The sequence below is a fragment of the Escherichia sp. 10290 genome (assembly GCF_030295155.1).
GTDB lineage: Bacteria > Pseudomonadota > Gammaproteobacteria > Enterobacterales > Enterobacteriaceae > Escherichia > Escherichia coli_F.
Window position 1 is genome coordinate 1,540,033 of the sequence record NZ_AP025741.1, and the last position, 23,432, is coordinate 1,563,464.

The following is a 23,432-nucleotide window of genomic DNA, read 5'->3' on the forward strand; positions in this document are numbered from 1 at the left end:
GCCAATCTTTGTTGTGAATTACTGGCTTAGCTTTATATTCATTAAGGTAATGCTGATAAATATTCCCGCTTGCAGGGCTAAAAGTGACCTGACGCAATATTTGTCTTTTCTTGCTTCTTAATAATGTTGTCACAAAAAGTGAGGGTGACTACATGGATAAACTACTTGAGCGATTTTTGAACTACGTGTCTCTGGATACCCAATCAAAGGCAGGGGTGAGACAGGTTCCCAGCACGGAAGGCCAATGGAAGTTATTGCATCTGCTGAAAGAGCAGCTCGAAGAGATGGGGCTTATCAATGTGACCTTAAGTGAGAAGGGCACTTTGATGGCGACGTTACCGGCTAACGTCCCTGGCGATATCCCGGCGATTGGCTTTATTTCTCATGTGGATACCTCACCGGATTGCAGCGGCAAAAATGTGAATCCGCAAATTGTTGAAAACTATCGCGGTGGCGATATTGCGCTGGGTATCGGCGATGAAGTTTTATCACCGGTTATGTTCCCGGTGCTGCATCAGCTACTGGGTCAGACGCTGATTACCACCGATGGTAAAACCTTGTTAGGTGCCGATGACAAAGCAGGTATTGCAGAAATCATGACCGCGCTGGCGGTATTACAACAAAAAAACATTCCGCATGGTGATATTCGCGTCGCCTTTACCCCGGATGAAGAAGTGGGCAAAGGGGCGAAACATTTTGATGTTGACGCCTTCGATGCCCGCTGGGCTTACACCGTTGATGGTGGTGGCGTAGGCGAACTGGAGTTTGAAAACTTCAACGCCGCGTCGGTCAATATCAAAATTGTCGGTAACAATGTTCACCCGGGCACGGCGAAAGGAGTGATGGTAAATGCGCTTTCGCTGGCGGCACGTATTCATGCGGAAGTTCCGGCAAATGAAAGCCCGGAAATGACAGAAGGCTATGAAGGTTTCTATCACCTGGCGAGCATGAAAGGCACCGTTGAACGGGCCGATATGCACTACATCATCCGTGATTTCGACCGTAAACAGTTTGAAGCGCGTAAACGTAAAATGATGGAGATCGCCAAAAAAGTGGGCAAAGGGTTACATCCTGATTGCTACATTGAACTGGTGATTGAAGACAGTTACTACAATATGCGCGAGAAAGTGGTTGAGCATCCGCATATTCTCGATATCGCCCAGCAGGCGATGCGTGACTGCGATATTGAACCGGAACTGAAACCGATCCGCGGCGGTACCGACGGCGCGCAGTTGTCGTTTATGGGATTACCGTGCCCGAACCTGTTCACTGGCGGTTACAACTATCATGGTAAGCATGAGTTTGTGACTCTGGAAGGTATGGAAAAAGCGGTGCAGGTAATCGTCCGTATTGCCGAGTTGACGGCGCAACGGAAGTAAGCGAAAAGGGATGCGGCATGTGATGCCGCATCCGGCTTAAATCCAAACTTACCCTTCGAAGAACCAGTATCCGCTATTGACCAGCGCCGCGAGCATTGCGAGGAATGACGGATCTTCCAGCGCATCGCCAAAATTCTCCGCGGTCAGCGCAATGTTGCTGGCGAGCGCATCCAGTGCCGGACGGTGCGGGGAATCGATCTTCTCACCATTGGCATACACGTCGTCGCCAATGCGCAATACGCGCAGACCACCCAGGCGCACCAGCACATCACCTTGTTTCAGCGCATCGTAGATTTCATCCGGCTGATAAGGCGGCTCTGGCGGCGCGATATCCAGTTCATGGCGTGACTGGGATATAAACTCGCCAAACCATTGCTTAAAGTGTTCCGGCTGGTTGATCAATTCGAGCATCATCTCACGCAGTTTATCCATCTCTTGCGGCAGAACGTCCGCAGGATGAGCGCGAGGTGGAACATCAGGATCGCTGTAGTAGTTGCCGCCCAGTTCACGTTGCAGCACATAATCGGCAAATCCGCTAATCAGTTCCCGCGTATTTGGCGCGCGAAAACCCACGGAATAGTTCATCGCATTTTCCAGCGCGTAGCCTTCATGCGGGAATCCTGGCGGAATATAAAGGATATCGCCAGGCTCCAGCTCTTCATCGATGATGGCTTCGAACGGATCGACCTGTAACAGATCCGGGTGCGGGCAGTGCTGTTTCATTTGCAGCTTTTCGCCCACTCGCCAGCGACGACGTCCGGTACCCTGAATGATAAACACGTCGTACTGATCGAGATGTGGGCCGACGCCGCCGCCAGGTACGGAAAAAGAGATCATCAGGTCATCAATACGCCAGTCTGGTAGTTCACGGAACGGCCGCATCAGCGAGGCGGTCGGCTCATGCCAGTGGTTCACTGCCTGTACCAGTAACGACCAGTTGGTTTCACCGAGATGATCGTAGCTTTCGAACGGGCCGTGGCTGACCTGCCATTTGCCATCCTGATGACTGACCAGTCGACTGTCGACTTCGCTTTCCATCGCCAGACCCGCCAACTCGTCTGGAGAGATCGGGTCAATAAAATTATTAAAGCCGCGTTTTAACACTACCGGGCGTTTCTGCCAGTGACGTTCAAGAAAATCGGGCCAGTTAAGAGTGAGTTGGTATTCCATGTTAAGCATCCACAGGCTGGTATCTGCAACCGATTATAACGGATGCTTAACGTAATGCGTGAAGTATGGACATATTTATTCATCTTTCGGCGCAGAATGCTGGCGACCAAAAATCACTTCCATCCGCGCACCGCCCAGCATGCTCTCTCCGGCGACGATTTTACCTTCATATTGCTCGGTGATTTCGCGGGCTACCGCCAGCCCTACACCTTGCCCAGGGCGTAAAGTATCAACCCGTTGACCCCGGTCGAAAATCACCTCTCGTTTGCTTAATGGAATACCGGGGCCATCATCCTCGACCACAATATAGAGATGCTCGTCGGTTTGCCTTGCAGAAATTTCAACAAACTCGAGGCAATATTTACAGGCGTTATCCAGCACGTTGCCCATCACCTCGACAAAATCGTTCTGCTCACCAACAAAGCTGATCTCTGGTGAAATATCGAGAGAGATATTGACCCCTTTGCGTTGATACACTTTGTTCAGCGCCGAGGTGAGATTGTCCAACAGAGGGGCGACCGGATGCAGCTCGCGGCTAAGCAATGTCCCACCGCGCATACTGGCACGATGCAGGTAGTAGCCAATTTGCTGTGAAATGCGGCTGATTTGCTCCAGCATCACCGGCTCAGCATCACTGACGCTCATCTTCTCACTACGCAGAGAACGCAGCGTACTTTGCAGCACCGCCAGTGGCGTTTTCAGACTATGGGTCAGGTCGGTGAGCGTCGTACGATATTTGTCGTAACGTTCGCGTTCACTTTTTAACAGTCGGTTCAGGTTTCGTACCAGACTGGTCAGTTCTCGCGTTGTGGCTGGATTGAGCAATTCGCGGTTATGCTCTTCCAGTTCGCGGACTTCTTTTGCCAGGGCTTCGATGGGGCGTAAACTCCACCAGGCGGCGACCCACAGCAGCGGGATCACTAACAGCAGATTGGCTGAGAGCACATAGATAAACCAGCTCCAGACCATATAGGAACTTTTTAGCTCCACCGGAATGGTATCCACCACCACAATGGTTAACTTTGGCATCCGCGATGTTGCCGGGTAGACGTTTACCGCCACCGAGTGGGTCATCTCCGCGTCGTCATCATCTTCCCGCACTTCCTGCAACTGTTGCTGCATAGAGTGATCTCCACTCAGTAACAGGCTAGTGTCGTTAACATCCGCTTCAATTTCATGAAAACCATTCGATTTCAGCCAGTCAGGCTGGATCATTTTCATCAGCCAGGGCACGTCACGTTGCGCCCATAAAAGCTGCCCGTTCTCATCATAAATTAGCGTCATGGTGGGGCTTTGCTTGTCGATATTTTCGGGTAACTCGACATGCAATTTATTATTTTCCCACTTCGCAAGGGTATAGAACAGATTGCTCTCGCCACGTAACAGCCGAAACGTAGTTTTATCGAAACTGACGCTATAACCGATCAGCGCGACCATTCCGTAGGCAAGCGAAAGCACCAATACTACTGCTGCCGTTGCTAACAGAAAACGTACCCGCAGCGAGAGCGGGAAAAAAAGACGCAGTAATTTTTTCATCAGCGCAATTCGAACAGATAGCCCTGGCCGCGAACGGTGGTAATCACTTCTTGTGGATACTGCGCTTGAATTTTTTTGCGTAGACGTCCCATTAGTACATCTATGGTATGACTTTCCCGCAGCTCCGCATCCGGGTAGAGTTGTAGCATTAACGAATCTTTACTGACCACTTTGCCATTATTGCGTATCAACGTTTCCATAATGGTGTATTCGAACGCGGTCAGTTTGATCACTTCGTCATTAATGGATAACTCACGGCGGGAGAGATCAACCTGAAACGGTGGCAGCGAAATTACCTGGGAAGCCAGACCGCTATTACGCCGCATTAATGCCTGCATTCGCGCCATCACCTCTTCAATATGAAACGGTTTAGTCACGTAATCATCAGCGCCAGCACTTAATACTTCGACTTTGTCCTGCCAGCTTTCACGGGCGGTTAATACCAGAATCGGCAGTGAAACATCATTACTGCGCCAGCGGCGAATCAATGACAGACCGTCCTCGTCAGGCAAACCGAGATCGACAATCGCAATATCCGGTAAATGCTCATTGAGATAATAATCGGCTTCTTTGGCATCTTCTGCGTCATCGACCTGATGACCAGCATCCTGAATCTGAACTTTAAGATGGTGACGTAACAACGCATTGTCTTCAACAACCAGTACGCGCATTTTTCATTCTCCCTGTTTTAATTATTAAAATAGTGTAACGCGATTATGTCGTTATGGGGGTAAACATTAAATAAACCAGCGGGGAGGGGAGGTAAAGAGAAAAAATAAAAAGCGGATAATCTTAATAAGCAGGCCGGACAGCATCGCCATCCGGCACTGATTTGAGGCTTATTTCAGTTCATCAACCATGGTGATGGCGCGGCCAATGTAGTTTGCCGGCGTCATCGCTTTCAGGCGGGCTTTCTCTTCTTCTGGCAGCGCCAGACCATCGATAAATTGCTTCATGCCTTCGGCGTCAACGCGCTTACCGCGAGTCAGCTCTTTCAACTTCTCGTACGGTTTTTCGATGCCATAGCGACGCATAACTGTCTGGATTGGCTCAGCCAGCACTTCCCAGTTGTGATCCAGTTCCTCCAGAAGATGATCACGGTTCACTTCCAGTTTGCTCACGCCTTTCAGGGTGGATTGATACGCAATCAGCGCATAACCGATACCCACGCCGAGGTTACGCAGCACGGTAGAGTCGGTCAGGTCACGCTGCCAGCGGGAAACCGGCAGTTTGCTTGCCAGGTGCTGCAATACCGCGTTGGAAAGCCCCAGGTTACCTTCGGAGTTTTCGAAGTCGATCGGGTTAACTTTATGCGGCATGGTGGAAGAACCAATCTCACCAGCAATGGTTTTCTGTCTGAAGTGGTTAAGGGCGATATAACCCCAGACGTCACGGTCGAAGTCGATCAGAATGGTGTTGAAACGCGCAACGCAATCAAACAGCTCGGCGATGTAGTCGTGCGGTTCGATCTGGGTAGTGTAAGGGTTCCACTGAATACCCAGCGAGGTGACGAACTCTTCGCTGAACTGATGCCAGTCAACTTCCGGGTAAGCCGCGATGTGGGCATTATAGTTGCCGACAGCGCCGTTGATTTTGCCGAGGATCTCCACCTGATTAAGCTGGCGGTACTGACGTTCCATGCGGTAGGCAACGTTTGCCATCTCTTTACCGATGGTTGACGGCGTGGCTGGCTGACCGTGGGTACGGGACAGAAGCGGGATATCGCGATACTGAACGGCGAGATCTTTAATGCCATCAATCAGTTGACGCCAGTATGGCAGGATCACTTCATCACGCGCGGTTTTCAGCATCAACGCGTGGGAGAGGTTATTGATATCTTCCGAAGTACAGGCAAAGTGGATGAATTCAGAAACTGCGTGCAGTTCCGGGATATCGGCCACTTTTTCTTTCAGGAAATACTCAACCGCTTTAACGTCGTGGTTAGTGGTACGCTCGATGGTTTTGATGCGTGCTGCATCTTCTTCGCTGAAACTGGCGACAATTGTATCAAGGTAACCGATTGCGTCGGCAGCAAAAGCAGGAACTTCCTTGATCGCTGCGTGCGCGGCCAGTTTTTGCAGCCAACGTACTTCAACTTGTACACGGAATTTCAGCAAACCATATTCGCTGAAAATCCCGCGCAGCGCGCTGACTTTATCGCCGTAGCGTCCATCGACAGGGGAAACGGCGGTCAGTGAGGATAATTCCATAGATCACAACTCCGGGGTTAAATGAGCAAGAATTTGTTTTGCCTGAGTGGTCAGGCGATTACGAGAAAACATCAGTTGCAGACGTCCGCCGCCGACCTGGTGCCAGAGCACGGCGGCGCGAATGCCTGCCAGCAGGGTGGCGCGGACTTTCGCCTGCACCTGTGGGCTTTGCAGTACAGCAGGAGATCCGGTGACCTGAATGCGCGGGCCTAGCGGGCTAATCACATCAACATAAATAGCGGCCATCGCGCTCATCAGCGTTTCGGACTGTAGATCGAAGTGTTCGAGCTGACGTTGCAGGCCGTTGATGCGGTTGCCCAGAGTGTCGAGCGCACCTTTCGCTGAGGAAAGTTTGCGCTCAAGCACCATCAGGCTAAGGGTGTAGCGGGTTAACTCAGCATTTAAGCCCTGGCGACTGCTGGCGTTGAGCACGCCGAGCAATGTTTCCAGCCCGACGCGCAGGTTAGCTTCGCTGCCACCAAAAACCGCCAGCGTGGAGCTGGGGTTCATATCGATAATACTGTTGAGTGAGACGTGTAGCGCATCGGCATCACAATGCCCCTGGTGAGCGAGTTGTTGCACCAGGCGTGCCGACTGACAAATTCCGGCCAGGGCGAGGGTGATGTCATAGTAATTCTTTGCCACGTTCACTGCTTCCTTGTTTAAGTAAAGATAATAATCAGACCGGCAGCGGCAGACGCTGCTCAATAATACCGCCACCGAGGCACACTTCACCGTTATAGAAGACGGCAGACTGGCCCGGCGTCACGGCGGCAACCGGCTCATCAAAAATCACTTCAATGCGATCGTCGTCCAGCGCCTTGACGGTGCATGGGATGTCGGTCTGGCGATAGCGGGTTTTTACCGTGCAACGCATAGTGCCGGTGAATGGCTCACGATCGACCCAGTGCAGCTGCTGGGCAATCAGACCGACAGACATCAGACGCGGGTGTTCATGGCCCTGCGCAACAATCAGAATGTTGTTTTCGACGTCTTTATCGACCACATACCACGGTTCTTCAGTGCCTTCTTTGGTGCCACCAATACCCAAACCTTTACGCTGACCGAGGGTGTGATACATCAGACCCTGGTGCTCGCCAATTTCATCGCCATCGACGGTAATGATTTTGCCCGGTTGCGCCGGGAGATAACGGCCCAGGAACTCGCGGAATTTACGCTCGCCGATAAAGCAGATCCCGGTAGAATCTTTTTTCTTCGCGGTAACCAGACCGAGATCTTCTGCAATCTTACGCACCTGCGGTTTTTCCAGTTCGCCGACCGGGAACAGGCTTTGCGCAATCTGCTCATGGCTGAGCGTATAAAGGAAGTAGCTCTGGTCTTTATTGCTGTCCAGACCACGCAGCAGGCGGCTCTTGCCATCGACATCTGCCCGACGTACGTAATGACCGGTAGCGATATAATCGGCACCTAAATCTTCAGCGGCAAATTCGAGGAAAGCTTTAAATTTGATCTCTTTGTTGCACAGAATATCCGGATTCGGCGTGCGACCGGCTTTATATTCGGCAAGGAACAGTTCGAAGACGTTGTCCCAGTACTCGGCAGCAAAGTTAACGGTGTGCAGTTCAATGCCGAGCTTGTCGCAGACAGCCTGGGCATCAGCCAGATCCGCTGCCGCTGTGCAATATTCCTCACCGTCGTCTTCTTCCCAGTTCTTCATAAACAGGCCTTCGACCTGATATCCCTGTTGTTGCAACAGCCAGGCAGAAACGGAGGAATCGACACCGCCGGACATGCCGACGATTACTTTTTTTGCGGTTTCAGACATTGGATCACTCACGACATTGAACTTCAAGGCGGCGTATTCTATCACGCAGCCTTTTAGATGACACCCTTTGTAAAAGGCCAGTTAAAATCGCCAATCATCTCCAGCGGATAGCGTTGCCCACTTTGATAACAACGAATACTTTCCGCCACCAGCGGCGAGCGCAGATTTGAGGCCTGTAAAATCTCATCGGCGCTGACCCAACGACAGCAGTCGATATCGCTGTCATGGGGCTGGGTTGGACATATTTGCTCAAGCTCAATGGCAAACAGGAAGCGCAAAAACGGCGTTTTATCCGGCGCAATCCACTGATGCATGCGGATAAAATGTTGCGGTTGCGCGCTGATGCCCGTCTCTTCCCACAGCTCACGGGTGGCGGCTTCCACTAAGGTTTCATCTGCTTCCAGATGCCCGGCGGGCTGGTTCCATAACGCTTTACCATTAATCGTCTCTTCAACGATTAAAAATTTGCCCTCTGCGTGCACCACGCAAGCAACGGTAACGTGCGGTTTAAACATTTTGCATCCTTAATCTGTCGCTTCTCGCCATTCGCCATTGGCAAGATTATCCAAAGAGTAATCCCCCATCGCATAGCGAATCAGTCGCAGCGTGGGGAAACCAACATGGGCGGTCATGCGGCGCACCTGGCGATTACGTCCTTCATATAAGGTGATCTTAAGCCAGCTGGTGGGAATACTTTTTCGTTCACGAATTGGCGGATTACGGGGCCATAACCATTCCGGCTCCTCAACCATCTCCGCACCTGCGGGCAGGGTAGGGCCATCATTTAAGGTTACGCCATTGCGCAACGCTTCAAGGGCGTCTTGTGTGGGAATACCTTCTACCTGTACATAATAGATTTTCCCGGTACGTTTACCCGGCTGGGTTAAACGCGCCTGCAAAGCGCCGTTATTGGTCAGTACCAGTAACCCTTCGCTGTCGCGGTCGAGACGACCTGCCGCATACACTCCCTGAACCGGGATGAATTCTTTTAATGTTTTGCGTCCGGCTTCATCGGTGAACTGCGGAAGAACATCGTAGGGTTTATTGAACAGGATCACACGCGTGGGCTGGTTTTCAGGTTTTCGCCTGGTAGAACGTTGCGAGCTGAATCGCTTAACCTGGTGATTTCTAAAAGAAGTTTTTTGCATGGTATTTTCAGAGATTATGAATTGCCGCATTATAGCCTAATAACGCGCATCTTTCATGACGGCAAACAATAGGGTAGTATTGACAAGCCAATTACAAATCATTAACAAAAAATTGCTCTAAAGCATCCGTATCGCAGGACGCAAACGCATATGCAACGTGGTGGCAGACGAGCAAACCAGTAGCGCTCGAAGGAGAGGTGAATGGAAAGTAAAGTAGTTGTTCCGGCACAAGGCAAGAAGATCACCCTGCAAAACGGCAAACTCAACGTTCCTGAAAATCCGATTATCCCTTACATTGAAGGTGATGGAATCGGTGTAGATGTAACCCCAGCCATGCTGAAAGTGGTCGACGCTGCAGTCGAGAAAGCCTATAAAGGCGAGCGTAAAATCTCCTGGATGGAAATTTACACCGGTGAAAAATCCACACAGGTTTATGGTCAGGACGTCTGGCTGCCTGCTGAAACCCTTGATCTGATTCGTGAATATCGCGTTGCCATTAAAGGCCCTCTGACCACTCCGGTTGGCGGCGGTATTCGTTCTCTCAACGTAGCTCTGCGCCAGGAACTGGATCTCTACATCTGCCTGCGTCCGGTACGTTACTATCAGGGCACCCCAAGCCCGGTTAAACATCCTGAACTGACCGATATGGTTATCTTCCGTGAAAACTCGGAAGACATTTATGCGGGTATCGAATGGAAAGCTGATTCTGCCGACGCTGAGAAAGTGATTAAATTCCTGCGTGAAGAGATGGGCGTGAAGAAAATTCGCTTCCCGGAACATTGCGGTATCGGTATCAAGCCGTGTTCGGAAGAAGGCACCAAACGTCTGGTTCGTGCCGCGATCGAATACGCAATTGCTAACGACCGTGACTCTGTGACCCTGGTGCACAAAGGTAACATCATGAAGTTCACCGAAGGCGCGTTTAAAGACTGGGGTTACCAGCTGGCGCGTGAAGAGTTTGGCGGTGAACTGATCGACGGCGGCCCGTGGCTGAAAGTCAAAAACCCGAACACCGGCAAAGAGATCGTCATTAAAGACGTGATTGCTGACGCATTCCTGCAACAGATCCTGCTGCGTCCGGCTGAATACGACGTTATCGCCTGTATGAACCTCAACGGTGACTACATTTCTGATGCTCTGGCAGCGCAGGTTGGCGGTATCGGTATCGCCCCAGGCGCAAACATCGGTGACGAATGCGCGCTGTTTGAAGCCACCCACGGTACTGCGCCGAAGTACGCTGGTCAGGACAAAGTTAACCCAGGCTCTATCATCCTCTCCGCTGAGATGATGCTGCGCCATATGGGCTGGACTGAAGCCGCAGATCTGATTGTTAAAGGTATGGAAGGCGCAATCAATGCGAAGACCGTAACCTATGATTTCGAACGCCTGATGGAAGGCGCTAAGCTGCTGAAATGTTCAGAGTTTGGTGATGCGATCATCAAGAATATGTAATTTCTGCATGTGTTAAAAACTGTAACGGGCGTATAACACGCCCGTTGTGTTTTGTTAGCCTGCTAACGGTTATCAAAATTTTATCAAAACTCCCCTGCTAGTTTGGGGTAGTGTGGTCTGTCCAATGACTGCTCTACTGCCTAAGTCCCTATTCTCTTTTCTTTTAAACTGCGGTAAAGACCGGAATGCAACGGATCTGTATTAATAAAATAATAATGATCTCCCGTCTGGCGTTTAATGGCACGACGGTTATGCTCCCTGTTTGCTGACAGGCCCCGGCGCTGTGCGAGTTAAATAAACAGGTCTGCAGCTCTCCAGGGGGAGCCGTGGGCAAACACGGCACGATCCGGAATATCAACCCCCCTGAGAAAAAGGATTGTATTATATGGTAACACCATGCCGCATTAACGCGGCTGTGACACTGTCCCAGCTCCTGCAGAGCCAGGAAAGTTGCAGGACTCATCTGCGGGAGATGATAAATTTAATTCACAGAAATACGGACTGTAGCACGATGAGTTCTGACCAGATTAACGAACTGGCGGATGTCATGGCGACCGCACTGCAGCCAAATCAGATGGCTAAACTGCCGGATAATCCAGACATGCCTAGGGCGCGTGGTCTGCAAATTCCTGAGTCGTTCAGTTTTAGTTTTTCCGACCACACCATTACCTTCACCAACACGCATATGGATTTTAATGGGGACAATTGCGTGAATATTATGGTCAGCAAGGATGGGAGGAGTGCCTGTGGCTATGCTGATTGTTATCTGTTTAACGCCTTTGTCACAACACTGGTCTCACGCAGTCGCCAGCCCGGAATAGATGATTTCAGCCCTTCTATCACAGAAGAAAAACAACGGGAAGGAGTGAATTACATGCTAACGCCATGCTACTCCAACCTCGCCATGGGCGCGACATTGCCCCGGCCCCCGCTGCTGCTCCAGAGCAGCGAGAAAATTCTGAATCAGATGAAAAATTTAATCATCGAGAATACGGACGAGGCTAACGAACTGGTAGTTGCCATGACGAATGCACTGTTTACGTACCGGGCGGAGGTGGGGGCTGACCCGCAACTCACTAAGCTTTTCACTGAGCCGTTCAAGTTTAGTTTCTGTTTTTCCGGCCACACCATCACCTTCACGAAAACTATTAGTAATAGCAAATTAGTGAATATTGATGTCAGTGATGGCAGTGTGAAGGTCTGTGGAAGTGTGGATAGTGCCCGATTTCACGCCATTGCCGCGACACTGTTGTCACATAACCAGCCAGAATCACTTGATTTCAGGTCCTCCCTCTCCGCACTGTCGGAAGAAAACCTGAGTGCGAAACATGAGACAGTCCCGCAACGTCGCGTCAGGGTAAGGTCGAAAGTTGCCATAAAGCTCCCCATTCCCTACGAGGTTATCCGGAAATGGTCGATGATGACCTCGGATGAGCGGCGCAACGTCGATTTCAATAAGTGGTGTGAGAGCCACAACATCCGGCCGTGCACAGCACGTCATTACCTGAATTTGAGCAAGGACGGATTAACCTGGGTGGGCCGAGCGAAGCTGAACAAACCAGAGAAATGGAACAGAGTTACCAAAAATCTCGTCCGGGAATGGTCGAAGATGCCCCAGGTTCAGCGGGAAAAGATCAAGGGTGTTAAGGGGTTTTGTACTGACCACAGCATTAATATATTCACTGCCAGAAAATACATGACAGAGAATGGGCTTACCGAAAGGGGCAAGAGCAGGATAAAGAAAGGTTCGTAAGGATCCGGTAAATTCGCGTTACATAATCATCAGCCCCTTAAATCGAAATCATAGTGGAGGGGCTTTTTTGAATAAATCGTACTTTTACTGAGTTTAAGGATCAGACCACACATCATCTGCCAACACGGCTCGTCCCGTTACAAAGCAAAAGTTAGAATCACCAACTGGCACATCAATAACAGAGCTCTTATCAACCGAGGCCCCTCCCTGTCTGGTTGCTCGAGGAGGTGATTTCGGATTGGTATAAGTCAGCAATGCCTTCTTCCCAAGGGCGACCTCAGCATTCAGCGTAACGGATGTAGAGGTGTAGCCGGATTAATCCGGCAAACCCATCAAAAAATCAGGACAGCAGCAGACGGAGTTTACGCCTCTCGGCTCTGTTACGAGCAGCTGCGCCGTGTGAAAATCAGCGCGCTCATCCCACCCCAAAAAGGAGCGGGTTACTGGCCCGGTGAGTATGCCGACCGTAACTGTGCAGTCGCGTATCAGCGATTGACCGAGGGTAATTCCCGGTGAAAATGGACAAAAGATTACAATCGTCGCTCAATAGCGGAAACGGCAATGAACAGGGTAAAACAGTTATTCTGAGGTTCTCTGATGCTGCTAGATTATGATAGGCCGGTTGCAGAGGCTTTGGTCATGGTGCATACGCTGAACATAATGACGAAGGTAGGTATGCCAGAAAGTGTTCATACTGCCTGAAGATACAACCTGCTCAGGGGGATACTTACCGAAAAATTATTTATTCGACAAAGCCCCATAGGGAGCGACTTGTAATGATGCAGGCCCAGCGGGAAGGCTCAACAATACATAACCGAACAGTGTTATAATAAGATTCATTTTGCTGATTGTTTCATAAGGACCAGTGAAGTAAGATCTAAGAAGAGTTAAAATTTATACAGTATAATCATGACATTGCAGTAAGGTGGTTATAATTGAAAGAACATTTGGATATGAATACATCTCATGTAAGAGTTGTAACTCATATGTGTGGGTTCTTGGTCTGGCTCTATAGTCTTTCAATGTTACCACCAATGGTTGTAGCATTGTTTTATAAAGAAAAAAGCTTGTTCGTTTTTTTTATTACTTTTGTTATATTTTTTTGTATTGGTGGCGGAGCGTGGTATACCACTAAAAAATCTGGCATTCAATTACGCACCCGTGATGGGTTTATTATAATTGTAATGTTTTGGATTTTATTTTCTATTATTAGCGCATTTCCATTATGGATTGATTCAGAGCTTAATTTAACGTTTGCTGACGCGCTGTTTGAAGGGGTTTCCGGAATAACAACAACAGGAGCAACAGTAATTGATGATGTCAGTTCATTATCTCGGGCATATTTGTTCTACCGGTCACAATTAAATTTTATAGGCGGTTTAGGGGTTATTGTTCTGGCAGTTGCTGTGTTGCCATTATTGGGTATTGGTGGTGCAAAACTTTATCAGTCAGAAATGCCAGGGCCATTTAAGGATGACAAACTGACTCCACGCTTGGCTGATACGTCGCGGACACTTTGGATAACTTATTCTTTATTAGGCATTGCTTGTATTGTTTGTTATCGACTTGCAGGAATGCCTTTGTTTGATGCTATTTGTCATGGACTTTCTACAGTTTCTCTTGGCGGTTTTTCAACTCATAGTGAGAGTATCGGCTATTTCAATAATTATTTGATTGAACTGGTGGCGGGCTCTTTTTCTCTGTTATCGGCTTTCAACTTCACTCTTTGGTATGTTGTTATAAGCAGGAAAACAATAAAACCCTTACTCAGAGATGTTGAACTTCGTTTCTTTTTGTTAATAGCTTCAGGTGTTATCATTGTTACCTCTTTCCAGGTCTGGCATATAGGTATGTATGACTTAACTGGAAGTGTTGTTCATTCGTTTTTTCTTGCTAGCTCCATGCTCACTGATAATGGTTTAGCTACGCAGGATTATTCAAACTGGCCCACACATACGATAGTTTTTTTGCTGCTGTCAAGTTTTTTTGGGGGATGTATAGGCTCAACGTGCGGCGGAATTAAATCACTTAGATTTCTTATACTTTTTAAACAAAGTAAACACGAAATAAATCAGCTTTCTCATCCCAGAGCATTGCTTAGTGTAAATGTAGGAGGGAAGATTGTTACAGACCGCGTAATGAGGTCTGTATGGAGTTTCTTTTTTCTTTATACTTTCTTTACAGTGTTTTTTATACTGGTGCTAAATGGTATGGGATATGATTTCCTTACATCATTTGCGACAGTCGCTGCATGCATTAATAATATGGGGCTGGGTTTTGGGGCTACCGCATCCTCATTCGGTGTTCTTAATGATATTGCAAAATATCTCATGTGTATTGCTATGATTCTTGGTCGACTTGAAATTTACCCTGTTATTATACTATTTTCAGGATTTTTTTGGCGTTCTTGATATATAGTTAATTTATGATTGTGAATTTTATAGTATGTTGCCCCCTCATATGGACTGGACCCATAGGATTATTACCATCTCCGATGTGAAGTTGATAAAAAAATGCCTCTTTCTTACGCGAAATATCATCATTTCATCTGCGTGAATGCTGATAGTATCCAGGATTGAGAAGCAAGCAGGCTGCTCACTTAGCCTCGATGCCTCCTATTTACCATAAGAGACATCGAAATAACATTACAGTACAGTTTTTGCCCATCGCCTTCTGCGAAGTTTAGGAATGCAAGATGTTGCAGTGAGTCTTGTTCCACAGCGGGAACAGACAGCACCATGAGGTTGATTTAACTCAGGTTTATAGGTTGTAAAATTAAAACTTTGGCTTGAGCAAATCGGGCAGCAAAATTTAAGATTGGGGATAGCCCCTCCTGCCGGTTACGTTGAAACCTAAGGTTAGTTCAGAAGGTAGAAAAAAGATAGGTAACTACGTTAAATTAATAGCATTAAACACTAAAAAAATAAACTCTGACGTCACATACATATCATTGTTTGACCACTCGGTAGAGGAACCAGAAACAAGTATTATGGGTTAAGTGCAGCTTCAGGTGTTGAATCTGGATTCAACGAATACATTCAGCACCATGCCTTCAAATAAAACAAAATCATAGCGCCCCTCTACGAAGGGGCAGTTTTTGGTAGATTTATCTATAGCATATAGGGAAGGTTAAATAACCCCCATTACTTGAGACCATGTGGACATATTTGCATAATGCAATGCTTATGCATGCATTTATTCGTAATTTTGTTTGATTCTGTAGGACACTCTTGACTATTTTTGATTAAATTCCATAAATTTTTGTTGAATAGCGCCACGTTAAAAATACTGATCGGATATTCTTTATCCTCGAGTATAATACCTGACTTAATAACTGTAAATATGCTGCCAGGTGGGAGAAATATATTTGAACGATACCAAATGATCATTTTCATATCGCTCCATATGACTGAAAAATATATACCACACGAAGGTTGTATTACAGTATCAATTACTATACACTTCATTTCTTCGCCTTATTCTTCTGTTCCAATGATGTTGATAAAGAATATCAATATAATTTGTACTATAGTCAGCTCAGATGAGGTTGAATGCAAAGGTGGTTTGTTCTTTATTTATATTTAAAGTTTTTTTCTATCACGGACGTTAGAGAAATATGCCAATGCATAATCTCTTTCCCCGCACTAATAATTAAATATGAATATAATCGCTAGTATCCGGGCACTCTTCGTGTATTAAAACTCCTGAGATGACTTAAATATCGTCTAATGTAAAAAGAAGCACCACTTCCAAAGCATTCCTGATAATATCTTTTTCAACAATGTCATCAGCAGATGATAAAAATGAGAGCAATTTCAGTATAATGCTCTTGTTATCCACGTGTTCGTTGCAAAGATATAAATCTCTAACTGCCTTATCAATTGCAAGTTTTTCTTCTGAAAGCCGACTATCATATTTATTCAAATATGCGTATAGGTTCATTTCAAAGTTCATTCCTTGACTTTGCATAGACATAATTGACTCCCAAGGATTTAATTAAGAATTTTATCTAAATGAAATTTAAAACAAGGGATCTCAACAGAGGCTAAACAAAATGAAATTTAGTAACATGATTAAATAATTCATTCCGTTTTAGTTCTGTTTAGTCAGGACGATATATATTTAATTCAAAGAAGATTTGTAAACAAAGCATAGCTTTTATGCTGGTTTGTGCCACTTTGCCAACCCCATGGTTGGCTTTTTTATATAAAGATCATAAGGATGACTATCTTCCTGACATGATGAAAAGGTTTCAATTATTGGGCTTTATAGTATCGGTTTGACCGTTATGAGCAGCGTTAACTCGTTCCTGATAATATTAAGGTAACGTGATGATAACTCAGCAAAAACGCATAAAAAGCGCTTACTTTGCGTCCTTCATAATGGCCAGTATCGAATAGGTCTAATAAGGTAGGATGATTAAGAAACAGTTCCAGCAGCGGTATGATATCCAGATGCGCGCAAGCGTTCTTATCTGGCTGTGTGCAGCCATGTTTGGTGGAGTTAGCCGGAGATAACTCTAAGGCTGGAGGTATGCAATACATGCTATCAAGAATATGTTAACGCTATACCTATTAAGTATTGAACGGGCATATAACACGCCCGTTGTATTTGTGGGTTTGATAACTGTAATACAAGTAACGTATCAGAACGGCAAAGGAGGCATGTCAAATGTCAGATTTATAGTATTGGTCGGCTGAACAATTATGGATAACAATAAAAAGGGAGTTCTGATAAGTCATAGAAAGACCTCTTTTTTGTTATTTTACTGAATTATGATAGTTCTCTTATGTGTTAAAACTTTGCTAGATTAATGGCTTGTTATTTTCCACATCTTCAACATACAACAGCGTATTATCAATAGCGTAGTAGCCGCGTTTATTGTTATTAACATCGGTTACCCAGCGGAAAACGCCAGCACTTGCCAGTGTTGTACAATACTCCCAAAATGTAGAGTTCCCAGAAATATGAAGCAATGCCGCCTCTTTAATTTTTTCTGGATTTTTGGTTGTACTGACTTTTAACAGGCTACGGTTTCCTCTTAATAACAAAACTGTTTCATCGTGAGTAATAATTCTGATGTTATCCGTAGCCAGATAATAAATGTAATGTGCAATACGGTGATGTTTTAATTCTGAATAAAACCAGGAGAAGTTTTGCTCTTTTCTCACTTTTTCAAACATCTTTTGAAAAACAACGACCTGATCCATCAGGATAATAACCTTTTGTTAGTTGTGAGAGTGCGTAGTGTGCACGATCGGTTTTCTCACTTCAAGCTGGTCTGTCCTTTGGCTGTGATATGTACAAAGTGTGAAAGGGGGATTACCTGAATTCTCCCGGTGAGCATTTTGCAACGGATCAGCTCCGGTACAAACGCTGTTGTGGGTTCAGATTATAAGATTCTGTCTAAGGGGCGGGATAAAGGTGAAATTAGGGGGCATGAAAGATGACGTTATAACCTTGCTCACCCCAGTGTTGTAATAGTTCGTTTTGCCTTCTCGTTGGTGCCATGCCAGTCCAGACAATCAATGTTTGCGTCGGGAACAGTTCCGGGCGCGGCGATTCAATGGGATCAGCAAGGACAGAAATATGCCATCCTGACAATGATAAACGCCATGCTTCCAGCCACAATCGTGCTCTCTCTTCAACATTCCACGCCATTAGAATGGCTTCTTTACCGGGCTTACGGCGCATTTCGAAAAGTGAGGCTGCTGCGTATTCAATTAATGCGCCGTCAAATATACTGCTCATAATGCGGGAGGTGTTGTGATCAAGCACGAGACGCTGACGAACAGGAAGGTAAACATGATTAATCAATTGATCTACCGGGTACTCTCGACCCAGTGAAATAATTCTCGCGCGTAGTTTGGCAGGATTAGCCATACGAAGAATTGACATCATCTCTTCTTGCAGGCGGCTCCAGTCATCTTCCGTATCCTGGCTGGTGGTTTCCAGTAATGCTTTAACTTTGCCTACAGGGACGCCATTACTTATCCAACGCTTGATCTCTTCGATGCGTTGTATGTCTTCTTCATCAAAGAGTCGGTGTCCGCCTTCACTGCGCTGTGGTTTTAACAAACCGTAGCGGCGTTGCCAAGCCCGGAGAGTGACAGGATTAATCCCGCAACGTTCAGCAACATCACCAATGCTGTAATAAGCCACAATTCCTCCTTGCGCTCATAAATCTCCGTCGCCTGTACACGACCCAATAATACTTTGTACAATATACGCTAAAATTGTACAAAGTATAAATAAGATTTCAGCTAAATTGGATAAAACATTATTTTTAATGTGGATTAAATTAAAACATAACGTATTCATTTTCACGATGATTTCCAGAAATCATGTGAAATAATGTGCTGAAAATTATTTTTTCTCCGGCCACGCAACTGAAGGGATACCATTCAATTTAGCTTTGGCAAACAGATCTCCCTGAAACATCTCAATTCCTGCAGATTCAAGCCACATCCACTCTTCTGGTGTTGCCACACCCATAGCAGAGACTTGAATTTCAAGTGATGTACAGCATTTTATGATCGCCTGAATAATTGCCTGCCGAGGCCCGCTTTTATGAACATTGGTAATCAATTCCTGACTGATTTTAATTCTGTCAGGCTGGAAGCGTGACAGGAGTAACAAACCGGCAAAACCTGTGCCAAAATGGTCAATTGCTACACTCATACCGGTAGCCTTAAGTGATTTAACAGCATCGGCAAATTCATCAAACCGAGATATGACCTCACTTTCAGTAAATTCCACGATAATTTGTTCAGGCACCAAACCATTGGCCTTTATTTCATCAAGTAAAAAAGAGACCGCGTCAGGCTCGTTAACCAGGGTCATAGGTAATAGATTGATTGAAATCATTTTATCACCGAGCTCAAGTGCGTGTGCCATCGCGAATGCAAGTGCCTTACTTTTGAGATCCGCTGTGTAGATTTCCCCGTCATTGCTTTGCCCAACCACTCTGGCTGATGGGCTGTCTTCCCTATCTTTAACAATTGCTTCAAAAGCGATTATCCGCCGCGATAAAGGATCGACAATAGGATGAAAGGCAAAGTGGTCGTTTATATTTGGTGAAAGGGTACAGGAATCAAGTTCTTTATCAGGTCCGTCAGCGATAAAACGCCAGGAGTCTTCGGCAGGAATCTCGAAATAGGTTGATTTTTCAGTTGAAAGAACAAAAGTACGAAAAAATTGCAGCGCTCTGTCATCATAAGTTAGCTGAAATTTTGAGGTGCCTTTGTCGAGTACGGCCTGTAAAACGTCATTGCGCTCGTGGAGGCGCAAATCAAATAATTCCATTCCTGCTTTGCCAAAACGGCGAGCAGGTGCGTAATCGCACAGCAGTTCAACGATATTATAGTGCCGTGGATCCTGGCATATGGCCCGATAAATCATTTGAACCTGTTCTTCCGGACCTTCAAGAAGTTGAAAAAAATGTGAACCATTAAACAGTAAAATCCCTGTTACGTCAGACCGCATGTTTCTGCGATTTGCTATCGAAACCATTTCTTCGATTTTTTTGACAGGTTCGTCGTCACGTATATGGCTACGATAAATAAGGGTAGTAAGCATTAATAGTCCAGGGTAATGGGCGAGGCGAGAGTATGACGGTAACAGACATATCTTCTGGTGTCTTGCTTTTAATACTAAAACATAACTATTTATTTACATTGATGAAAGATGGAAAAATTTGAAGATGAGTTCGTTTGGAATCTTGTATAGGTTGTCAGTCAAATGATGCAAATAATTTTTACGTATCTCATTGTTTTATAGGTGTTAGCACTAATTGCAAAAAAATAATTTATCATTCTGTACACATATTTCGTACAAGTTTGCTATTGTTACTGCACTTAACAACGTTTAACATTTTTAATAGAGGCGTAGCATGCAGCAAAATTCAGTGATTTCAGATTCTGCGGGGGCAATTACTCGTTACTTTGCAAAAGCTAACTTGCCTACTCAGCAGGAAACCCTCGGGGAAATTGTGACTGAAATTTTGAAAGATGGACGTAATCTGAGTCGAAAGTCGCTTTGTACCAAACTTCTTTGTCGACTGGAGCAAGCGACAGGGGAAGAGGAACAGAAACACTACAATTCACTAATTGGGTTGCTTTTTGAATAATGTGACAGCCTGATTATTTGACAGATTAACTATGAAGTCGTTATGAAGACATCTGATAATGAAAGTATAAAACATGAAATTACTGGCCAGGCGGTGCTCCAGATATTACGCATGAAGATAAATTTTTCGTTGCAGACTCTTATTAAGCAATTACTCGTAATGAAATCTGTTGAACAAAATGCCTTCCGACGAGATTTAATTGATAGCATAATTCGTGATTTTAGCAACTGTGATACAGGAGGGCCTAACAGAAGAGCAGCAATAGCTGACAATAAAAGTATATTCAATGGTAAGAAAATAAACAGAATACATTAAAATTTCATAAGTAAGATGAGAGGTTACCATGCTTGAAGATACTACTATTCATAACGCAATAACTGATAAGGCGTTATCAAGTTACTTTCGCAGTTCGGGGAATTTGTTAGAAGAAGAGTCTGCTGTATTAGGGCAGGCGGTGACCAATTTAATGCTTTCAGGAGATAATGTTAATAATAAAAATATTATCTTAAGTCTGATACACTCCCTGGAAACAACGAATGATATTCTCAAAGCTGATGTGATTAGAAAAACACTGGAAATCGTGTTGCGATACACAGCTGATGATATGTGACTTTTTATTGTTTAGTATAACTAGCATAAGTTTATAGAAAACTCATTCATCTTATTTTTGTCTGTCGCTTAGACTATACACAGCATAATTCTATTGGATTGATATTTTTACGAGGCTGACATGAATAATTCAATTCCCGAGAGATTTATTTTTCAATGTGCTTTATTTAAAAATCTCGAGAGGGAGGTGTTCATGGCGCATGGGTATGTTAATAGTCATATTATTGATCAGGCTTTACGCTTGCGTTTAAAAGATGAAACGAGTGTGATTCTTTCTGATCTCTACCTGCAAATTTTGCAGTACATTGAATTGCATAAGACAACACTAACGGATGTCATTATTAATGACAGGGAAGCCGAGCTCTCTTAGAACTGAGTAAGGTTTTAAAATTACCATCAGCTGTATCATATTCTGTTGCAAAGTAATAATTTAAGTCGTTATGTTTCTTAATATATCCGGAATATCAGGGTTTAAACAAGAATGGAGAACTATTGTTCTCCATTCTTGACGTCTGACATCCTGCCAGATTTGCTTAATTTTACCCACATTAAGCACAATAATTAATAGGTTAGATGACGATGGAGAAAATTTTATCTTCGGCGTGGATATTTCTTATGCTCTCTACCATGCTCTCTTTAGACGCCAGCACGAGCGAATGAACATCATTTTATGTATTAAAATCCTTAGTCCGGGACAAGCGAATGCGCAATACACTCATACCCATCCTCGTTGCGATATGCTTGTTTATAACCGGTGTCGCTATTTTGAATATCCAGCTTTGGTATTCCGCAAAAGCAGCATATACGGCGGGAGCGAGATATGCTGTCAACAATATCAATCACATACTTGAAGAAGCGTCACAGGCGACTCAAGCGGCGGTTAACATTGCCGGGAAGGAATGCGACCTCGAGGAGCAATATCAGCTTGGCACTGAAGCAGCTCTGAAACCTCACTTGCGCACAATCATCATTCTCAAACGCGGAATGGTCTGGTGTACATCCTTGCCGGGGAATCGAGTCCTGCTGTCTCGTATTCCTGCTTTCCCTGACAGTAATTTACTGTTGGCTCCGGCAATCGACACCGTCAATAGATTGCCTATCCTGCTCTATCAGAGCCAATTTGCAGACACGCGTATTTTGGTCACGATAAGTGATCAGCATATTCGTGGAGCGCTTAATGTGCCCTTGAAAGGGGTAAGGTATGCATTACGCGTAGCGGATGACATTATTGGACCTACCGGTGACGTGATGACGCTTAATGGACACTATCCTTATACTGAGAAGGTTCACTCCACAAGATATCATTTCACTATTATCTTTAACCCACCACCATTCTTTAGCTTCTACAGACTTATCGATAATGGCGTAGGGGTTTTGATATTCATTCTGTTAATTGCCTGCGCCGCAGCCTACCTGCTTGATAAGTATTTTAATAAAAGCGCAACGCCTGAAGAGGTCCTGCGACGGGCCATAAGTAATGGTGAGATTGTCCCTTTTTACCAACCTGTGGTAAATGGTCGGGAAGGGTCATTGCGGGGAGTTGAGGTATTAGCCCGCTGGAAACAACCTCACGGCAAATATATCTCACCCGCGGCATTTATTCCACTTGCTGAAAAATCTGGATTAATTGTTCCGCTTACACAAAGTCTGATGAATCAGGTTGTCACACAGATGAACACTATCGCGAGTAAATTGCCGGAAGGTTTTCATATCGGAATTAATTTTAGTGCCTCGCATATTATTTCGCCGACGTTTGTCGACGAGTGCTTAATTTTCCGTGACAGTTTTACCCGCCGCGATTTAAACCTCGTTCTGGAAGTGACCGAGCGTGAATCATTAGATGTTGATGAAAGTCTGGTTCAGCGGTTGAACATTCTGCATGAAAATGGTTTTGTCATCGCACTGGATGATTTTGGTACTGGCTATTCAGGGCTTTCTTATCTGCATGATCTGCATATTGATTATATTAAAATTGATCACAGTTTTGTTGGTCGTGTCAATGCAGACCCAGAATCAACCAGGATTCTGGATTGTGTACTGGATCTGGCGCGTAAACTTTCGATCAGTATCGTCGCTGAAGGTGTCGAAACAAAAGAACAGCTTGATTATCTGAATCAAAACAACATCACATTTCAGCAGGGTTATTATTTCTATAAACCGGTAACCTACATCGACCTGGTTAAAATTATCCTTTCTAAACCGAAGGTGAAGGTTATGATTGAGTAAAAATTGATCATTAAGACCATGGTGCGGTGTAATTA

22 protein-coding genes and 1 pseudogene are annotated in these 23,432 nt (G+C 45.6%); 10 read left to right on the forward strand and 13 right to left on the reverse strand.

The window, feature by feature from the left end:
• Positions 1 to 152: 152 nt before the first annotated feature.
• The gene (gene pepT, locus QUE74_RS07710; RefSeq protein ID WP_000359451.1) at positions 153 to 1,379 is read left to right on the forward strand and encodes a peptidase T; all 1,227 of its coding nucleotides are present in this window, start codon (positions 153 to 155) and stop codon (positions 1,377 to 1,379) included.
• Positions 1,380 to 1,427: 48 nt separating this feature from the next.
• On the opposite strand, the gene roxA is transcribed toward pepT, so the two are convergent.
• The 8 genes from roxA to rluE form a co-directional block, all read right to left on the reverse strand.
• Entirely contained in the window at positions 1,428 to 2,549 is a 1,122-nt protein-coding gene (gene roxA, locus QUE74_RS07715; RefSeq protein ID WP_001354917.1) for a [50S ribosomal protein L16]-arginine 3-hydroxylase, read from the reverse strand.
• Positions 2,550 to 2,624: 75 nt separating this feature from the next.
• Entirely contained in the window at positions 2,625 to 4,085 is a 1,461-nt protein-coding gene (gene phoQ, locus QUE74_RS07720) for a two-component system sensor histidine kinase PhoQ (protein WP_000735420.1), read from the reverse strand.
• Complete coding sequence (gene phoP, locus QUE74_RS07725) at positions 4,085 to 4,756, reverse strand: two-component system response regulator PhoP (RefSeq protein ID WP_001265481.1); 672 nt, start codon at positions 4,754 to 4,756, stop codon at positions 4,085 to 4,087. The genes phoQ and phoP overlap by 1 nt, the downstream gene beginning before the upstream one ends.
• A gap of 168 nt (positions 4,757 to 4,924) precedes the next feature.
• Positions 4,925 to 6,295, reverse strand: a complete 1,371-nt coding sequence (gene purB / locus QUE74_RS07730) for an adenylosuccinate lyase (protein ID WP_000423752.1) — start codon at positions 6,293 to 6,295, stop codon at positions 4,925 to 4,927.
• Between the two features lie 3 nt (positions 6,296 to 6,298).
• On the reverse strand, positions 6,299 to 6,940 hold the full coding sequence (gene hflD, locus QUE74_RS07735) for a high frequency lysogenization protein HflD (RefSeq protein WP_001297479.1): 642 nt from the start codon (positions 6,938 to 6,940) through the stop codon (positions 6,299 to 6,301).
• 34 nt (positions 6,941 to 6,974) lie between these two features.
• Positions 6,975 to 8,081, reverse strand: a complete 1,107-nt coding sequence (gene mnmA / locus QUE74_RS07740; RefSeq protein WP_001353282.1) for a tRNA 2-thiouridine(34) synthase MnmA — start codon at positions 8,079 to 8,081, stop codon at positions 6,975 to 6,977.
• Between the two features lie 53 nt (positions 8,082 to 8,134).
• A complete protein-coding gene (gene nudJ / locus QUE74_RS07745; RefSeq protein ID WP_000476078.1) occupies positions 8,135 to 8,596 on the reverse strand; it encodes a phosphatase NudJ in 462 nt (153 codons plus the stop codon).
• A 9-nt stretch (positions 8,597 to 8,605) separates the two neighbouring features.
• Complete coding sequence (gene rluE / locus QUE74_RS07750; RefSeq protein ID WP_001248699.1) at positions 8,606 to 9,259, reverse strand: 23S rRNA pseudouridine(2457) synthase RluE; 654 nt, start codon at positions 9,257 to 9,259, stop codon at positions 8,606 to 8,608.
• Positions 9,260 to 9,430: 171 nt separating this feature from the next.
• Here rluE and icd point away from each other — a divergent pair, with 171 nt between their 5' ends.
• The 4 genes and pseudogenes from icd (at position 9,431) to trkG (ending at position 14,845) form a co-directional block, all read left to right on the forward strand.
• Complete coding sequence (gene icd, locus QUE74_RS07755; RefSeq protein WP_000444487.1) at positions 9,431 to 10,681, forward strand: NADP-dependent isocitrate dehydrogenase; 1,251 nt, start codon at positions 9,431 to 9,433, stop codon at positions 10,679 to 10,681.
• Between the two features lie 385 nt (positions 10,682 to 11,066).
• A complete protein-coding gene (locus tag QUE74_RS07760; RefSeq protein WP_000258475.1) occupies positions 11,067 to 12,434 on the forward strand; it encodes a hypothetical protein in 1,368 nt (455 codons plus the stop codon).
• A gap of 312 nt (positions 12,435 to 12,746) precedes the next feature.
• Positions 12,747 to 13,136 (forward strand): annotated as a pseudogene (locus QUE74_RS07765) (transposase); the annotation flags it as partial.
• A gap of 251 nt (positions 13,137 to 13,387) precedes the next feature.
• Complete coding sequence (trkG, locus tag QUE74_RS07770; RefSeq protein ID WP_001360580.1) at positions 13,388 to 14,845, forward strand: Trk system potassium transporter TrkG; 1,458 nt, start codon at positions 13,388 to 13,390, stop codon at positions 14,843 to 14,845.
• Positions 14,846 to 15,577: 732 nt separating this feature from the next.
• On the opposite strand, the gene iraM is transcribed toward trkG, so the two are convergent.
• The 5 genes from iraM to QUE74_RS07795 form a co-directional block, all read right to left on the reverse strand.
• Positions 15,578 to 15,901 (reverse strand): anti-adapter protein IraM, encoded by a 324-nt coding sequence (gene iraM / locus QUE74_RS07775; RefSeq protein WP_000649798.1) that lies wholly within the window; start codon positions 15,899 to 15,901, stop codon positions 15,578 to 15,580.
• A 247-nt stretch (positions 15,902 to 16,148) separates the two neighbouring features.
• A complete protein-coding gene (locus QUE74_RS07780; RefSeq protein ID WP_001354918.1) occupies positions 16,149 to 16,409 on the reverse strand; it encodes a biofilm development regulator YmgB/AriR family protein in 261 nt (86 codons plus the stop codon).
• Between the two features lie 830 nt (positions 16,410 to 17,239).
• Positions 17,240 to 17,644, reverse strand: a complete 405-nt coding sequence (locus QUE74_RS07785; RefSeq protein ID WP_000373091.1) for a DUF1398 domain-containing protein — start codon at positions 17,642 to 17,644, stop codon at positions 17,240 to 17,242.
• Between the two features lie 220 nt (positions 17,645 to 17,864).
• Positions 17,865 to 18,596, reverse strand: a complete 732-nt coding sequence (gene bluR / locus QUE74_RS07790; protein ID WP_000332295.1) for a DNA-binding transcriptional repressor BluR — start codon at positions 18,594 to 18,596, stop codon at positions 17,865 to 17,867.
• Between the two features lie 204 nt (positions 18,597 to 18,800).
• Complete coding sequence (locus tag QUE74_RS07795; protein ID WP_000958306.1) at positions 18,801 to 20,012, reverse strand: diguanylate phosphodiesterase; 1,212 nt, start codon at positions 20,010 to 20,012, stop codon at positions 18,801 to 18,803.
• 313 nt (positions 20,013 to 20,325) lie between these two features.
• Between QUE74_RS07795 and ycgZ the strand changes: the two genes are divergently transcribed.
• From ycgZ to pdeG, 5 genes are all read left to right on the forward strand, one after another.
• A complete protein-coding gene (gene ycgZ, locus QUE74_RS07800; protein ID WP_001186982.1) occupies positions 20,326 to 20,562 on the forward strand; it encodes a regulatory protein YcgZ in 237 nt (78 codons plus the stop codon).
• A gap of 42 nt (positions 20,563 to 20,604) precedes the next feature.
• Positions 20,605 to 20,877: a hypothetical protein gene (locus QUE74_RS07805; protein ID WP_000858009.1), complete on the forward strand. Its 273-nt coding sequence runs from the start codon at positions 20,605 to 20,607 to the stop codon at positions 20,875 to 20,877.
• 28 nt (positions 20,878 to 20,905) lie between these two features.
• The gene (ariR, locus tag QUE74_RS07810) at positions 20,906 to 21,172 is read left to right on the forward strand and encodes a biofilm/acid-resistance regulator AriR (RefSeq protein ID WP_000888777.1); all 267 of its coding nucleotides are present in this window, start codon (positions 20,906 to 20,908) and stop codon (positions 21,170 to 21,172) included.
• A 120-nt stretch (positions 21,173 to 21,292) separates the two neighbouring features.
• On the forward strand, positions 21,293 to 21,541 hold the full coding sequence (locus QUE74_RS07815) for a hypothetical protein (protein ID WP_001065747.1): 249 nt from the start codon (positions 21,293 to 21,295) through the stop codon (positions 21,539 to 21,541).
• A 332-nt stretch (positions 21,542 to 21,873) separates the two neighbouring features.
• Positions 21,874 to 23,397: a cyclic di-3',5'-guanosine monophosphate phosphodiesterase PdeG gene (pdeG, locus tag QUE74_RS07820; protein WP_024210570.1), complete on the forward strand. Its 1,524-nt coding sequence runs from the start codon at positions 21,874 to 21,876 to the stop codon at positions 23,395 to 23,397.
• Positions 23,398 to 23,432 lie beyond the last annotated feature (35 nt).

Coding starts and splice junctions, on each gene's coding strand:
- phoP (WP_001265481.1), bottom strand. CDS start 4,756: ATGCGCGTACTGGTTGTTGAAGACAATGCGTTGTTACGTCACCATCTT.
- phoQ (WP_000735420.1), bottom strand. CDS start 4,085: ATGAAAAAATTACTGCGTCTTTTTTTCCCGCTCTCGCTGCGGGTACGT.
- QUE74_RS07815 (WP_001065747.1), top strand. CDS start 21,293: ATGAATAATTCAATTCCCGAGAGATTTATTTTTCAATGTGCTTTATTT.
- icd (WP_000444487.1), top strand. CDS start 9,431: ATGGAAAGTAAAGTAGTTGTTCCGGCACAAGGCAAGAAGATCACCCTG.
- QUE74_RS07780 (WP_001354918.1), bottom strand. CDS start 16,409: ATGTCTATGCAAAGTCAAGGAATGAACTTTGAAATGAACCTATACGCA.
- nudJ (WP_000476078.1), bottom strand. CDS start 8,596: ATGTTTAAACCGCACGTTACCGTTGCTTGCGTGGTGCACGCAGAGGGC.
- QUE74_RS07795 (WP_000958306.1), bottom strand. CDS start 20,012: ATGCTTACTACCCTTATTTATCGTAGCCATATACGTGACGACGAACCT.
- QUE74_RS07785 (WP_000373091.1), bottom strand. CDS start 17,644: ATGGATCAGGTCGTTGTTTTTCAAAAGATGTTTGAAAAAGTGAGAAAA.
- iraM (WP_000649798.1), bottom strand. CDS start 15,901: ATGAAGTGTATAGTAATTGATACTGTAATACAACCTTCGTGTGGTATA.
- roxA (WP_001354917.1), bottom strand. CDS start 2,549: ATGGAATACCAACTCACTCTTAACTGGCCCGATTTTCTTGAACGTCAC.
- pepT (WP_000359451.1), top strand. CDS start 153: ATGGATAAACTACTTGAGCGATTTTTGAACTACGTGTCTCTGGATACC.
- trkG (WP_001360580.1), top strand. CDS start 13,388: ATGAATACATCTCATGTAAGAGTTGTAACTCATATGTGTGGGTTCTTG.
- QUE74_RS07805 (WP_000858009.1), top strand. CDS start 20,605: ATGAAGACATCTGATAATGAAAGTATAAAACATGAAATTACTGGCCAG.
- purB (WP_000423752.1), bottom strand. CDS start 6,295: ATGGAATTATCCTCACTGACCGCCGTTTCCCCTGTCGATGGACGCTAC.
- mnmA (WP_001353282.1), bottom strand. CDS start 8,081: ATGTCTGAAACCGCAAAAAAAGTAATCGTCGGCATGTCCGGCGGTGTC.
- rluE (WP_001248699.1), bottom strand. CDS start 9,259: ATGCGGCAATTCATAATCTCTGAAAATACCATGCAAAAAACTTCTTTT.
- QUE74_RS07760 (WP_000258475.1), top strand. CDS start 11,067: ATGGTAACACCATGCCGCATTAACGCGGCTGTGACACTGTCCCAGCTC.
- ycgZ (WP_001186982.1), top strand. CDS start 20,326: ATGCAGCAAAATTCAGTGATTTCAGATTCTGCGGGGGCAATTACTCGT.
- pdeG (WP_024210570.1), top strand. CDS start 21,874: ATGCGCAATACACTCATACCCATCCTCGTTGCGATATGCTTGTTTATA.
- ariR (WP_000888777.1), top strand. CDS start 20,906: ATGCTTGAAGATACTACTATTCATAACGCAATAACTGATAAGGCGTTA.